Origin of the sequence: Pseudomonas sp. PSPC2-3 (assembly GCF_049898265.1) — a bacterium.
Classification (GTDB): Bacteria; Pseudomonadota; Gammaproteobacteria; order Pseudomonadales; family Pseudomonadaceae; genus Aquipseudomonas; species Aquipseudomonas veronii.
Genome location: NZ_JAFCXJ010000013.1, coordinates 13,011 through 26,354, shown reverse-complemented (window position 1 = coordinate 26,354; position 13,344 = coordinate 13,011). Strand labels below are relative to the sequence as shown.

Annotated in this window: 11 protein-coding genes; 3 read left to right on the top strand and 8 right to left on the bottom strand. The window is 65.2% G+C overall.

Annotation, left to right across the window (positions count from 1 at the left end):
- Window positions 1-16: 16 nt before the first annotated feature.
- Window positions 17-325 (top strand): hypothetical protein, encoded by a 309-nt coding sequence (locus tag ACP7E3_RS27355; protein WP_046385119.1) that lies wholly within the window; start codon window positions 17-19, stop codon window positions 323-325.
- On the opposite strand, the gene ACP7E3_RS27350 is transcribed toward ACP7E3_RS27355, so the two are convergent.
- From ACP7E3_RS27350 to ACP7E3_RS27335, 4 genes are read right to left on the bottom strand one after another with little or no spacing between them, the layout of a single operon-like run.
- Entirely contained in the window at window positions 301-816 is a 516-nt protein-coding gene (locus ACP7E3_RS27350) for a GNAT family N-acetyltransferase (RefSeq protein ID WP_046385120.1), read from the bottom strand. The two genes, ACP7E3_RS27355 and ACP7E3_RS27350, sit on opposite strands and share 25 nt — an antisense overlap.
- Window positions 817-831: 15 nt before the next feature.
- Entirely contained in the window at window positions 832-2,928 is a 2,097-nt protein-coding gene (locus ACP7E3_RS27345; protein ID WP_046385121.1) for a biotin/lipoyl-binding protein, read from the bottom strand.
- On the bottom strand, window positions 2,928-4,247 hold the full coding sequence (locus tag ACP7E3_RS27340) for an efflux RND transporter periplasmic adaptor subunit (RefSeq protein ID WP_046385122.1): 1,320 nt from the start codon (window positions 4,245-4,247) through the stop codon (window positions 2,928-2,930). The genes ACP7E3_RS27345 and ACP7E3_RS27340 overlap by 1 nt, the downstream gene beginning before the upstream one ends.
- Window positions 4,244-4,960, bottom strand: a complete 717-nt coding sequence (locus tag ACP7E3_RS27335) for an efflux RND transporter periplasmic adaptor subunit (protein WP_231590069.1) — start codon at window positions 4,958-4,960, stop codon at window positions 4,244-4,246. The genes ACP7E3_RS27340 and ACP7E3_RS27335 overlap by 4 nt, the downstream gene beginning before the upstream one ends.
- A 219-nt stretch (window positions 4,961-5,179) precedes the next feature.
- Between ACP7E3_RS27335 and ACP7E3_RS27330 the strand changes: the two genes are divergently transcribed.
- Together ACP7E3_RS27330 and ACP7E3_RS27325 are read left to right on the top strand one after the other, a co-directional pair.
- Entirely contained in the window at window positions 5,180-7,348 is a 2,169-nt protein-coding gene (locus tag ACP7E3_RS27330) for an outer membrane assembly lipoprotein YfiO (protein WP_126587688.1), read from the top strand.
- Window positions 7,345-8,049 (top strand): DUF3142 domain-containing protein, encoded by a 705-nt coding sequence (locus tag ACP7E3_RS27325; protein WP_046385125.1) that lies wholly within the window; start codon window positions 7,345-7,347, stop codon window positions 8,047-8,049. The genes ACP7E3_RS27330 and ACP7E3_RS27325 overlap by 4 nt, the downstream gene beginning before the upstream one ends.
- A gap of 126 nt (window positions 8,050-8,175) precedes the next feature.
- Here ACP7E3_RS27325 and ACP7E3_RS27320 read toward each other — a convergent pair whose 3' ends face one another.
- From ACP7E3_RS27320 to ACP7E3_RS27305, 4 genes are all read right to left on the bottom strand, one after another.
- Window positions 8,176-9,621, bottom strand: coding sequence for an efflux transporter outer membrane subunit (locus ACP7E3_RS27320; protein WP_046385126.1), 1,446 nt, complete (start codon window positions 9,619-9,621; stop codon window positions 8,176-8,178).
- Window positions 9,618-10,676, bottom strand: coding sequence for an HlyD family secretion protein (locus tag ACP7E3_RS27315; protein WP_046385127.1), 1,059 nt, complete (start codon window positions 10,674-10,676; stop codon window positions 9,618-9,620). The genes ACP7E3_RS27320 and ACP7E3_RS27315 overlap by 4 nt, the downstream gene beginning before the upstream one ends.
- Window positions 10,677-10,703: 27 nt before the next feature.
- Window positions 10,704-12,239, bottom strand: coding sequence for an MFS transporter (locus tag ACP7E3_RS27310; RefSeq protein ID WP_079442577.1), 1,536 nt, complete (start codon window positions 12,237-12,239; stop codon window positions 10,704-10,706).
- A 107-nt stretch (window positions 12,240-12,346) separates the two neighbouring features.
- The gene (locus ACP7E3_RS27305; RefSeq protein WP_046385129.1) at window positions 12,347-13,303 is read right to left on the bottom strand and encodes a LysR family transcriptional regulator; all 957 of its coding nucleotides are present in this window, start codon (window positions 13,301-13,303) and stop codon (window positions 12,347-12,349) included.
- Between the last annotated feature and the right edge of the window lie 41 nt (window positions 13,304-13,344).

Below are 13,344 nucleotides of genomic sequence, written 5' to 3'. Positions count from 1 at the left end.
GACACGGAGCCGATGTATGTTGAACCTGGTCACCCCCGAGCACTTTCGCCCTCTGCTTGCGCGCACGAGTGTGTTGTACCTGCCGGATGGGTCGGCGCTGCCGATCCAGATCCAACAGGTGACTGATGCGCCCAAAGCCAGCGTGCCGGGCAGCCCGCGCACGGCCTTCAGCGTGTTGCTCGACAGCCTGGAGCCGACGGATTTCGTCGACGGCCTCTGCCGTTTGCCGCTGGCGCAGACCTGCCTGGAGCAGGTGTTTGTGTCCCGCGAACCCGCCATGGGCCGCGACAACGCCCGCGGTTATTTCTGCATCGTGTTCAACTGAGACGGGTACCACACCAGCCGCTGCGCGGCGGGCGTCTCTTCCTCCAACCGAAACCCCAGCGCCAGGTAATGCTGGCGCGCATGGGGGTTGCTCGCCCACACCACCGTGGCCACCGGGCAACACACCTGCTGCGCGGCCCGTTGCACGCCGTGCAGTACTGCGCGGCCAAAACCCTGGCCTCGGGCAGCGGGGATAAACGCCAGGTACAGCACACGGATTTCATTCGGGCCGAAATCGGCACTCAGGGCGCCAATGGGCGTGTCGAGTTTTTCGATCACATAATGCAAGGCCCCGGGAAAATGCTCGCCCATGCCGTTTTCCTGCACTTGAAACTGTTGCGCGATCACCGCCTCGACCAGCCCCTGCTCACCGTCGATCCACTGCAAATCGGCACGCGCCGAGCGGTAGAGGCTTTGCAGAAATGGCCCGTCGGTGGGCCGTGACGGGCGCACCACCAGGCCCTGCGCCAAAGCGCCATCCTTGTTCAACATGCCTTTGCACTCCTGTCAGAATCCGCTTTCCCGCACGCCCAAGGCCGCCGCTCGACGCCAGGCCACGCCCAGCACCGACTCGCTGCGCCCTTGCAACACCACCACGCCGCGCAGCGGTTGATGGGGGGTGGCGATCGGTTGCGCACTGCGCAACCGCACGCCGTACTGCGCCTGCACTGGCGCCGGGCGCTGGTTTTCGTCGCGGCGCACGGCAATCGGCCCGTGGTGGTCGGAGGTCAGGGCTTCCTGGTCCAGATAGGCCACGCCGTTGGCATCGATATCGGTCAGCACCACCGGGATGGCGGCGCGCATCGGGTCATCGGCGATAAACCGCCCGCTCGCCCCCGGCGTCACCCGCCACAGCTCGGCTTCCGCCAGATACCCGCGCAGGCGCGCGCCCTCCTCGACCACTCGCGCCAGCGCGTCTTTAGGCGACAGCCAGCGGCCCACGCTCAACTGCGGCAGCACGTCGCGCACGGTGCCGGCATGGGGCGCACGCAACAGCAGGCGTTCGCGCTGGGCGGCAAGCCCGCGGTATTCGGCCAGGGCCTGGGACAGGCGCTGATCGTTGATCCCGGCGTCGGCCGCGGTTTCACTGCGTCCGGCCTGGCGACGCATCTGCAACTGCAGGATCTCCACTTCGCGGCGCACGATGCTTTGCCGCGCATCCAAATCCGGCGATTCCAATTCGATCAGCACCTGGCCCTGGGTCACGACTTGCCCATCCACCACCCGCAACTGTTTCACCCGCGCCGCCACCGGCGCGTGCAAGGCACTGGCGCGCCCGGCCTCGAGCATGCTCGGCAACTCCACGGCACTGCGCCACGGCACCACCAGGGCCAGCACGATCAACAGCAGGCCCAGGCCGCTGAGCAGCACCCGCGGCGCATGGGCCTGGCTGCGGCGACTCCACCATTCGCGCCACTCCTTGAAGATCGGCAGGCAGATGAACCACACCAGTTCCACCAGCATCAGGAAGATCCCCAGCAGCTTGAAGAACAGGTGATACACCGCCAGGGCAATCCCCAGGAACAGCGCCGCCCGCCACAACCAGGCCAGGTAACCCCACCACAGCAGGCGCCGTTGCATGTTCGGCGCCCAGGGTTCCGGCGCCGGTTCGCCATAGCCGAACAACCACTCGCGCAGGCGCCAGCGGCAAAGGGCGAAGGCGCGACCTTGCAGGTTGTCGACGCCCCACAAGTCGCTGATCAAAAAATAACCATCGAAACGCATGAACGGGTTGAGGTTGATCGCCAGGGTGGTCAGCCACGTCGCACTGGCCAACATGAACGCCGCCGTGCGCGCCGCGCCGTCCGGCAGCAGCGACCAGGCCAGCAAGGCCACGCAGGCCAACAACAACTCAGCCATCACCCCACCGGCGCCGATCAGCAATCGCGCGCGCCGATCATTGACCCGCCAGGCGTCACTCACATCGGTGTAGAACATCGGCAGCAACACCATGAACGCCACGCCCATGCTTTGCACGCGGCACCCGGCGCGCTTGGCCATGAAGGCATGGCCGAATTCATGGCACAGCTTGGCGAAGAACAGCGCCACGCCAAACGCCAGGGCACCGCCGAGGCTGAACAGGTGCGGGAACGTCGCCAGAAAGCGCTGCCAGTCCCGCGCCACCAGAAACACGCCCAGGCCCAGGGTCAGCGGCAAGCCGTAGCGCAACAGCCCCGGCCCGAAGCGCGCCAGCCACGGCCAGGCGCGGTTGAGGAACGCGTCCGGGCGCCACAGCGGGATGCGGAAGAACAAATATTGATGCAGCAGGATTTGCCACAGGCTTTGCTTACGGGCGGCGGCTTTGTAGGCGTAACTGGCACGTTGCTGCGGGTCCAGCGCGGCGATCAGGTCATGGGCGCGCAGGAAGCTCAGCAGCTCATCCACTTCGCTGGCGCCCAGGGGCAGGCCCGGCTCACGGTTGGCGGCTTGCAGGACGTGTTGCGGGTCGCCCAAGGACCAGTGGCGCAGCAGCCGAATGGCGGTGGCGCCGAGCTTGAAGTAACGCCCGCGCACCGGGTCGGCCAGGGTCCAGCGCGGCGAGCCGTCCAGGGCCGCGCCGGCGCTGGACAGTTGCAGGTCTTCACGCAGTGGGGGCAGGTTCATCAGAGGCCAACGCTCTGGCGCAAGCCGGCCAATGGCCGACGCAACAGGTACAGGGCCAGGGGCGCGCGCTCACCGAAGAGCTTCGCCGTGCCGCGCAGGCCGATGCGTGGCGGTGCCTCATCGAAGCGCGCATCGAGGCGATAGGCGAGTTGCCCGCCGGGCGTGGGCTGCGCCTCGTAGGCGGCGCGTTGCAAGGTGGCGAGGTGGCGCTGCAACGGGTCGCTGTCGAGGAACAGCGCAACCTGGGCGTCGGGCGCCAATGCGATGGCATCGCCCACCGCCAGTTCGATGCGCAACTCTGCCTGGCCGGGATCGGCGATCTGCAGCAGACGCTCGCCGGTCTGTACCGGTTTGCCGGTCCAGCGTTCGGCGTCGGCAAACACCGCGATACCGTCACGCTCGGCGCGTACTTCGCTGCGCTTGAGCAGTTCGCGGGCGTAGTCGCGCTCGGCGCGTTTTTGCTCGACCCGGGCCGCGAGCAGGTCGATACGCGAACTCGATTCGGCATCGGCAAAGGCGCGCTGGGAATTGGCCTTGAGCTCCGCTTCGGCCACGCCCAGGGCACGCGCTGCCACATCGGCCTGGGCCGTGAGGGTGGTGCTTTCGAAGCGCAGCAGCAGGTCGCCGGTTTTCACCGTCTGGTTGGGCTTGACCAGGAACTCGGCGATCACCCCGTCCAGCGGCGCCGCTACCACCTGACCGGCCAACGGCACCACTTCGGCGGGCGCCAGTACCGATTGGCGCACCGGAATCAGCAGCATCAGCAGCAACGCGACGACCACCAGCACCTGGCGTTTGCGGGTCAGGCGCAGGCGCCACGGCTGGCGCGGTTGCAGCGCACGCCAAGCGTGGCTGTAGGTATCGCCCAACTGCGCCAGCAGCACCTGCTCGGCCGGGTTCCAGGGCGTATCCCGCGCCAGCCACACACCGCCGAACACGCGGCCTTGCGGGTCGATCAAGGGCAACCAGAACACATGGCCGGCGGACAGGCTCTGCCAGTCGGCCTGCAGTTGCGCGCTCAATTGCGCGGCCGGCACTTCCCGGGCGGTCTGGCCCAGCCCGTGTTTGTGCAATTGGGCCACGGCCTGCTCGACGAAGGCCACAAACGGCGCGTTCGGGTCGACGCTGCTCACCGCCGTCACCGCCCGCACCTTGCCGGCAATCAACAGCGCCGCATGGCGATAGCCGAACAGCGGTTGCCCATCGTTGACCAGGCTGTAGGCCAATTGCTCAGTGCTGTGGGCGGCGCGGGTCTGGCGTTCCAATTCGAGAAACTGCGCGAATACCCGCTCGGCATTGCCCGTCATCGGTGCGTTCATTGCAGTTGTGCAAAGTGCGCGGTGCCGCTCATGCCGGCCATCAACCCACTGGCATTGGGCAAGGTCGCGACCAGCAACAGGGTCTGGCTGCCTTCGTCGATGCGCGCGCCAAGGCGTTTGACGGTGGCGTTGAATGCCTGGCCGGTTTCGTCGGGGGTGAAGCTGAACGTCTGCCCGGGCTTGAGTTTGCCCATCCAGCGCGACGGCACCAGCAGGTGGATCTCCAGGCTGCGGTTGTCGACGATTTCCAGCAGCGGTGCGCCGGCCGAGACGCTTTCATAACGTTGGACTTTGCGCTGCACCACCTGGCCGTCATACGGCGCCAGCACGCTGCAGCGCTTGACCTGCACCTGATAGACCTGGGACTGGGCCTGGGTTTCGGTGAGTTTGGCTTCGGCGCGGGCCACTTCGAACCGGCCGACCGAATTCAGCGCCGCCAGTTGTTTGTTGTGGGCCAGTTCTTCGCCAGCGCCACGGCTGGCGGCCGAGGCGGCATTGAGTTGGGCCTGGTAGGCCGAGCAATCGAAACGCGCCAGGGTGTCGCCTTTCTTGAACGACTCGCCCTCGCTGAACGGCAGTTCGACAATCCGCCCCGACAATTCACTGGCAAGCATCGCCTGGTCACGGGCGCGCAATACACCACGGGCTTCGCTGTCGGCGCTGACGGCCGCTGCGGGCGCGTGGTCCAACAGCGGATCGTCCGCCATGACCATCGGCGCCAGGCTCACCAAGCAGGAAAATCCCAGTACCGATCTACATAACTGCTTCATACATTCGACCTCCCTGACGATGTGCGCAGTCTAGGGCAGCGGAGTTAAATTGCCACTACCCCCAGTCAGACAAATCAGCATTTTTTGTAGGCCTTTGCCGAAGCCTTCGCCGGATCACGTTATGATTGCCGACCTCCAAGGACTCAGGATCAAGGACACGTCATGCACATCGGTTTTCTGTCACCCCTGGCACTGGCCCTGCTCGCCGGTCTCTCCCTGCCGGCACTCGCCAGCTCCGACGACTCGTGCTACCCCGACTGGAGGGTCTCGCGGGACAGCCTGGACACCTGCAACAACCTGCCGTTCCTGAGCCCCGGCAATGACAGCCGAACCAACCTGCGCCTGTTACTGGCCGACAAAAAAGCCGCGCCCCTGGCACCGAACGCCTTGAGCGAGGACGACCTGTCCCAAGGCTTCGGTCCGGTGCCGTTCCCGGTGTACCGCCTGGTGCCGATCGCCGCCGCGCCGGCCGAAGCGGATAACACATCGCACACCTCGCCCAGCGCCGAACTCGACACCCTGCTCCAGCCTTTGGGCATCAAGCGCGACGAATACAAATCGGCGGGGGCTGACTTCCTGAATGGCGAAGGCAGCCGCTGCCGCAGCAACGACGATGACAGCGCCACCGCGTTTATCCGCCAGGTGCTCAAGGCCGACATGCCGGCAGCCGAACGCGAGCTACTGGTGAAGGCGCGTTTGCAATTGCTCACGGCCTGTTCTTGGGAAGGCCAAGTGCTGGATGCACAGCAGATCCAATCCAGCGAAGGCCAATTGTTCCGCACTTATCTGCAGGCCGCCGCCGACTTCTATAGCGGCCGTTTCAGTGACGCCGAGCGCGGTTTCGCCGGCGCCAGCACCAGCAATGTGCCTTGGCTGAAGGAAACCGCGCTGTACATGACCGCGCGGACGTCACTGAACCAGGCGCAGGCCGACGCCTTCGACGAATACGGCATGCCGCAACTCGAGCATGTGGATAAGTCCGCCCTGAGCGACGCCGAAGAAGGCTTCCTCGGTTACCTGAAGACTTATCCACAGGGTGATTACGTCGCCTCCGCCCGTGGCCTGCTGCGCCGGGTATATTGGTTGGCGGACGATCAAGCCAAGCTCGCCGAGGCCTATGCCTGGCAACTGACCCAGGCCACCGACGCCCAGCGCAATGTGTCCGTGGATGAGCTGGTGGCCGAAGCCGACGTCAAGCTGTTGATGGTCAACGGCAAGGCAGTCCAGAACCCGATGATCCTGCTCGTCAGCGACCTGATGCGGATGCGCGCTCACACGCCGCCGGCCCTCAGCCGCGCCGATCTCGATCAGCAAAAAGCCGTGTTTGCCGACGCGCCGGCGCTGTTCGACTACCTGCAAGCGGCGTATGCCCTGTACGTCGAGCATCAACCCGACAACGCGTTGAAACACCTGCCCCAGGACGTGCCGTCGAACCCGGATTACTTCGCCTTCAGCCAACAGACCCTGCGCGGCCTGGCCCTGGAAGCCAAGCAAGACTGGAAAGCCGCCGAAACCCTGTGGCTGCAACTGCTGCCGCTGGCCAAACAACCGCTGCAACGCGACCAGTTGGAGCTGGCACTGGCGATGAATTACGAACGCAGCGGCCAGTTGGCCAAGGTGTTCGCCGCCGATTCGCCGATCAGCGCCAAACAGGTGCGCTACATCCTGCTGCGCCACATCGCCGGGCCGGACTTGCTGCGCCAACAGATCGCCCAGGCCCACGACCCGCTGGAGCGCCAGACCGCCCAATTCGTGCTGCTCTATAAAGACCTGCTGCGCGGCCAGTTCGCCACCTTCGACGACGACCTCAAGCAACTGCCGGCGTCGGCCCCGGACGACAAGCTGGGCACCAGCCTGGGTTATGTCTACAGCGCCAGCCAGACGTTGAAACTGTTCCAGTGGAACGGCGAAAAAGCTGAATCCGGCTACGCCTGCCCGAGCATTGCGCAAACCGCCGCGACCTTGCAGAACGACGCGAAAAACCCACAAGGCCTGAACTGCTTCGGCGAGTTCATCCTGCGCAACAACCTCGACGGCATGCCCCTTGAACAGGCACGCGCCGCCGGCAGCCTGGGCAGCACGCCATCGGACTTCAAGGGTGACACCTTCTCGCGGCTCGACGGCTACCAACAGGTGATCGGCAACCCCAAGGCGCCGAAAACCGACAAAGCCTACGCGCTGTTCCGCGCCATCAACTGCTACGCGCCCGCCGGCTATAACAGCTGCGGCGGCGAAGACGTCGCACCGGCCGTGCGCAAGGCCTGGTTCCGTCAACTCAAGACGGGCTTTGCCGACACGCAGTGGGGCAAATCCCTGCAGTACTACTGGTGAAACCGCTGTGGCTCGGCTTGCTGTTGCTGGCAAGCCCGGCTTTCGGCGCGGTCGACGCCCGCGACTATGACGCCTTCTGGCTGTGGAGCGGGGTCACGCCGCAGCCGGTGCTCAAGCAGGCAAACACCCTGTACATCCTCCAGGGCCAGATCAACGCCACCCGCCGCGCCCCCCAACGCGGCGTGCAATTGATCGCCCAGGGCATAAGCGTGCCGCGCATCACCCAGGGCGACATCTGGCTGGTCTACCGCGCCCACACCCTGCGCTGGCCGGACCGCGTCTACACCCAACTGCTCGGCCAGGTACAACGCTGGCGCGACGCCGGCAACCCGGTGATCGGCATCCAGATCGACTTCGACGCCCGCACCCAGTACCTGCACGAATACGCCGACTTCCTGCGCGACCTGCGCCAGCGCCTGCCCGCCGACCTGCGCCTGAGCATCACCGGCCTGATGGACTGGAGCAGCAACGCCGACCCAACCGCCATCGCCCGGCTCAACGGCGTGGTGGATGAAGTGGTGGTGCAGACGTATCAGGGACGCCAGAGCATCCCGGATTACGCCGCGTATCTGCCACGGATGAATCGGCTGGGGCTGCCGTTCAAGATCGGCTTGATCCAGGGCGGGGAATGGACGGCGCCGGGGTATTTGAAGGGGAGTGAGTGGTTTCGCGGGTATGTGGTGTTTTTGCGCAACCCCTGATCAATCCTGACGCCCAATTAAAATATGCAAGAAGCCATGCGTCTTTGCTCCAACGGAGGCCCGGGCTAACCTCGACCCCTTTCTAAATCTTCGCCTCGCAGGAAATGACGAGAAGATTTTCCCATTTCAGCGTCGAACGTCCGTCAACGGGTAGACCGACTCCCAGCCGCCGCCCAGCGCTTTATACAACCCCACCATCGCCAACGACACGCCGGTAGAGCTTTCCACCCACTGCTCTTGCGTGGTCAGCAGCGCGCTTTGCACGGTGAGTACGTTGACGAAATCCACCACGCCTTCGACGTACTGGTGTTGCGCGGTGGACAGGGCGATCTGGTTCTGGCGCACCGCTTCGGCGAGGCTGTCGCGGCGCAGTTGGCTGGTGTTGTAGCGGGTCAGTTGATCGTCGATTTCATGCCAGGCACGCAGCACGGTGTGTTGGTAGGCCAGCGCGGCTTCCTGCTGCTGGGCTTCGCGCAGGTTCAACATGCCTTGCAAGCGCCCGCCGTTGAACAGCGGCAGGCTGAATTGCGGGCCGAAGGCAAATGCGCGGGAGCCCCAGGAGCCGAAGTCCGACAGTTGCATGGCCTGGGAGCCGAGACTGCCGGACAGGGTGATGCGCGGGTAGAAGTCGCCCCGGGCCACGCCGATGCTGGCGGTGGCGGCGTGCAGGCGCGCTTCGGCCTGGCGGATATCGGGGCGGCGTTCGGCGAGTTGCGAAGGCAGGCCGATGGCAACCTGACGCGGGGTCTGCGGCACGGCCGCGTCCCTGGACAGTTGCGCATGCAGGGCTTGCGGCGGTTCGCCCATCAGCAGGCTGAGAGCGTTGATCAACTGGTCCTGGCGTTGCTGCAAATCCGGCAGGCGCGCTTCGATGGCCGCAACCTGGGCGGCGGCTTCAGCCACGTCCAGGTCCGTCGCTACACCGTCAGCCAGGCGAAGTTGCGACAGTGAGAGGCTGCGGCGGGCGACGGCAAGGTTTTGTTCGGTGACGGCGCGGGTGTTCTGCACGCCGCGCAGTTGGATGTAGTCCTGGGCGGTCTCGGCCAGCACCGACAGCAACACGGCGCGGCGGTCGTTTTCGGCGACGTGCAGGGTGGCGTCGGCGGCCTCGGTTTCGCGCTTGACGCGGCCCCAGAAGTCCAGCTCCCAGGAGGCGGAGAAGCCCATGTCCCATTGGTTGAACGCCGAGCGGCCATTTTCGCCGGAAGGGTCGCTCAAGCCTTTGCCGCTGTTGCGTTTGCGCTGAGAGCCACCCGTGGCATCGACATTGGGGTAACGTTCGGCGGTGATCACCTGGCGCAGGGCGCGGCTTTGTTGCAGGCGGCTGCTGGCCAGTTTCAGGTCCAGGTTATCGGTGAGGGCGCGACGGGTGAGGGCCGACAGTTGCTCGTCATGGAACACGTCCCACCAGCGCTCTTGCAGCGCATCGCTGACCGCGCGACTGGCCGCCTGACGGCCCTGGGGTTCGGCCCATTGCGCCATGGGCAGGCCTTGTGGCCGCTGAAAATCCGGGCCGACGCTGCAGGCGGTCAGGCTGATGAGGCTCAAGGTAAGCCAGGCGACCTGTCTCATTGCTGGGCCACCTCACGCTGTTGCGCGACGGACCGGGTGTCGACGCTGGCTTCCACCGACATGCCGACGCGCAGGCGTTCGGTCAGCGCTTGGTGGGGTTCGAGGACGATCTTCACCGGAATGCGCTGCACCACCTTGGTGAAGTTGCCGGTGGCATTGTCCGGTTTGACCGCGGAGAACGTCACCCCGGTCGCGGGTGCCAGGCTTTCGAGGTGACCGTCGAGCAACTCGCCGTCGAGGCTGTCGACGCGCACCTGCACGGCCTGGCCGGCATGCATATGGAGAAGCTGGGTTTCCTGGAAGTTAGCGACCACGTATGCCTCGGCCAACGGCACCACCGCGAGGATTTTGCTGCCCGGCGTGACGTAGGCCCCGACCCGCACCGCGCGTTCGCCGACCATGCCATCCAGCGGCGCGACGATGCGCGTATAGGACAACTGATAGCTGGCCATTTCCAGAGCGGCCTGGGCGCGCTTGAGTCCACCGGCGGCGGCGTCGCGCAAGGCGCTGAGGATCTCCACCTGCTTGCGCTCGGCCGCCAGCACCGCCGTGGCATTGGTCAGGCGCGCGGTGGCCTGGTCGATGCGCGTCCTGGCTTGCTGGGCGTTCTGCACAGTGCCCGCACCGACACCGGCGAGGTGGTTGTAGCGGTTCAGTTCGTGTTCGGCGAAGGCGACTTCGGCGCGCTCTGCCGCCACCGTGGCCTGGGCCTGGGTGATCACCGAGCTTTGGCGCTCAAGGGTGGCGGTGGCGTTTTTCAGTTGAGCCTGGGCCACCAACATATCCGCATCGGCAGCCTGGGCAGCGGCGCGAAAATCGCGGTCGTCGATCAGCGCCAACAACTGGCCGGCCTTGACGCGCTGGTTGTCTTCCACCAACACCTCCTTGATAAACCCGGCCACACGGGGTGCGACCAGGGTGAAGTCGGCGGCGACGAAGGCGTCATTGGTGGTCTGGCGCTGGCTGCCCAGCAGACCCGGCACAGCCTGGTACAGCAGCACACCGACGGCGAACACAGCGATGGCGGAGACAGCCATTTTGTCTTTGCGTTTCATGGAAAGTCCTTAGGGCTCGGTGAGCAATCAAGTCGGCGCGCGGGGCGGAAAAATCCGCGTGGGCATCCAGAAAATCAGCAGGATCAACGTCGCCGCGACAACCGCCATGACGTAATAGAGATCCGAGGAAGTGAGCACCACGGCCTGCGCGTGCAGGCGCTGGGCCAGGCCCGGCGCGTCGCTGTCGGCCAGTGGCGAGTTGCCCAGGCGGTCGACCAGCACAGTCGAGTGGAAATGCAGGCGCCGGGTGGTCAGCACATCGAGAACGGCGGTGGCGATCACGGCGGCCAGACCCTTGACGGTGTTGAACCAGGCCGAAGCGAACGGCCCGTCCGCCGGTTGGATGCTGCCCGTGGAGAGCATCAGCAGCGGCAACACGGCCATGGGTTGGCCGAAGATTTGCAGCAGATACAGGCCATAGAAATCGTCGCGCACCCACGCCGACGTCAGGTGCACACTGCCGATGCAAGACAGCGCCAACAGGCCCAGCCCGATCCCCAGCACCCAACGGCAATCGACCCAACGCAGGTTGCACATTGCCGCCACCAGCGGCAGCGCGATCAATTGCGGCAGCGCCATCAGCAACATCAGCGGCGCGGTTTGCAGCGGCCGGTAACCCTGAACCTGGGCAAGGAAACTCGACGGGATGATGATCACTGAGGTCAGCACTATCAACACCCCCGCGAGCACGATCAGGGCAAACGCTAAGTTACGCAGGCCAAGCATCTGCAAATTGAAAAACGGCATCGGGTGCGACCATTCATTGAACATGAACAGCACCAGCAACAATGCGCCGCCGCCCAGCAAGCCGGTGATCAGGCCCGACTCGAACCAGTCCAGGCGGTTGCCCTGCAACAGGCCGATCACCAGCATGCAGATCGCCGGAAAACCCAGCAGCAGGCCGCGCCAGTTGAACTGCTTGAAGCGCTCCAGCCGCAGCGGGTCTTGTGGCAGGCCGTAAGCCACGGCGGCCATTGCCAGCAGGCACGGCCCGACGATCTGCCAGAACGCCCATTGCCAGCCGACGTACTCGGTCCACAACGCCGCCAGCGGCGTACCCAGACTCGGCCCGAAGGTGGCCGTGAGCGCGTAGCCGGCCAGGCCATACAGTTTGACGTTGGCCGGCAGAAAACGCAGCGCCACGGTCATCAGCATCGGCGGCAGCGCTCCGCCCGCCAGGCCTTGCACAGTGCGCAACAGCAGCAGGCTTTCGTAGTTCGGCGCAAACGGACACAGGATGCCGAGCACGGTGAACAGGCCGATGGCGCATAGGGTGAAACGGCGCAGAGAAAACGTCACCGAACACCAGGGCGCAAACGCCATGGCCGCTACGGAAGTGGCCGTGTAGGCCGCGACCAGCCAGGTGCCTTCGTCAAAACCGATGTACAGCGCGCCACGGATATCGGCGAGGGCGACCTTGGTGACCATTTCGTTGAGACCGGACACCAACACCGCGAGCAAAACGCCGACCAGGCCAACGATGATACGCGGGCCGAACACGGGCGGGCTCGGGGCAGTGGGTTTGGCCGCGGCCAGGGGGGCCGGGGCAGCGAGGGACGTCATGAACAGGTAACTCGGGATGAGAAATACCCGAGTAGTTTAATCGGGCACATTCATGACAAAAAGTTACATATCGGAAGGTTATAAGTGCGCCGGACGCAATCCTGGGCTCACCCCTTCCACCCTTGATCGTGCATGCTTAAAGCCTGGGCAGGCTGGGCTTCCAACCAGGTGGCGTGGCAACTCTCGCGCAGGGTTTCGCGCAGCCATTTGTGGGCCGGGTCCTTGTCGAAACGCGGGTGCCAGAATTGGGCCAGGACCAGGGTCGGCAGGGAAATCGGCAACGGGAACACACGCAACGGCAACTTCAAGCGATTGACGCTGTAGAGCGCTTCCTTGGGCACCGGCAGCAACAGGTCGGAGTCGGGCAACATGAACATCGCGCCGTGAAAACCCGGGGCGATCATTGCCACGTGGCGCTCCAGGCCCAGGGCATTGAGCGCAGTGTCGATCGGCCCTCGGGCGATGCCGCGTCGCGAGATGCTGATGTGGGAATAGCTGGCGAACCGTGCGGCGGTGATCTCCTCATCGAACAAGGGATGATCTTCCCGCGCGAGCCCGACGAAGGTGGTGGAGAACAGGTTCTGCACCTTGACTTCGGGACTGGCGGGCAGGGTATTGCTCACCCGCAAGTCCAGGCGCCCTTCGCGCAGCGCTTCGTCGTCGGTATCGCCTTCGGGCACGAAGCACAGCTCGCATAACGGTGCCGAACGCTCCAGGGTGTCGAACAGACGACCGCCATACACACCGATGAAAAAGTCGTTGGCCCGCACGCTGAAGCGCCGGCGCAGGGTGCTCAGGTCGACCTGATCCGCCGAACGGAACAGCAGCGCCGCCTGTTCCACTACGCTGCGCACCTGGCCCTGCAACGCCAGCGCCTTGGGCGTCGGCACCAGGCCACGCCCGGCGCGTACCAGGATCGGGTCACCCACCGCCTCGCGAATACGCGTGAGGGTGCGGCTCATCGCCGCCGGGCTGAGGTTCATCCGCCGCGCAGCACCGACCACGCTGCCCTCGTCGAGCAATGCGTCGAGAGCGACCAGCAGGTTCATGTCCGGTAGTTGCATGCCAAGCACTCGTGATCGATAGGGAGTGAACTGGGCGCAAT

Coding starts and splice junctions, on each gene's coding strand:
- ACP7E3_RS27310 (WP_079442577.1), bottom strand. CDS start 12,239: ATGACGTCCCTCGCTGCCCCGGCCCCCCTGGCCGCGGCCAAACCCACT.
- ACP7E3_RS27340 (WP_046385122.1), bottom strand. CDS start 4,247: ATGAACGCACCGATGACGGGCAATGCCGAGCGGGTATTCGCGCAGTTT.
- ACP7E3_RS27320 (WP_046385126.1), bottom strand. CDS start 9,621: ATGAGACAGGTCGCCTGGCTTACCTTGAGCCTCATCAGCCTGACCGCC.
- ACP7E3_RS27330 (WP_126587688.1), top strand. CDS start 5,180: ATGCACATCGGTTTTCTGTCACCCCTGGCACTGGCCCTGCTCGCCGGT.
- ACP7E3_RS27305 (WP_046385129.1), bottom strand. CDS start 13,303: ATGCAACTACCGGACATGAACCTGCTGGTCGCTCTCGACGCATTGCTC.
- ACP7E3_RS27345 (WP_046385121.1), bottom strand. CDS start 2,928: ATGAACCTGCCCCCACTGCGTGAAGACCTGCAACTGTCCAGCGCCGGC.
- ACP7E3_RS27335 (WP_231590069.1), bottom strand. CDS start 4,960: ATGGTCATGGCGGACGATCCGCTGTTGGACCACGCGCCCGCAGCGGCC.
- ACP7E3_RS27315 (WP_046385127.1), bottom strand. CDS start 10,676: ATGAAACGCAAAGACAAAATGGCTGTCTCCGCCATCGCTGTGTTCGCC.
- ACP7E3_RS27350 (WP_046385120.1), bottom strand. CDS start 816: ATGTTGAACAAGGATGGCGCTTTGGCGCAGGGCCTGGTGGTGCGCCCG.
- ACP7E3_RS27355 (WP_046385119.1), top strand. CDS start 17: ATGTTGAACCTGGTCACCCCCGAGCACTTTCGCCCTCTGCTTGCGCGC.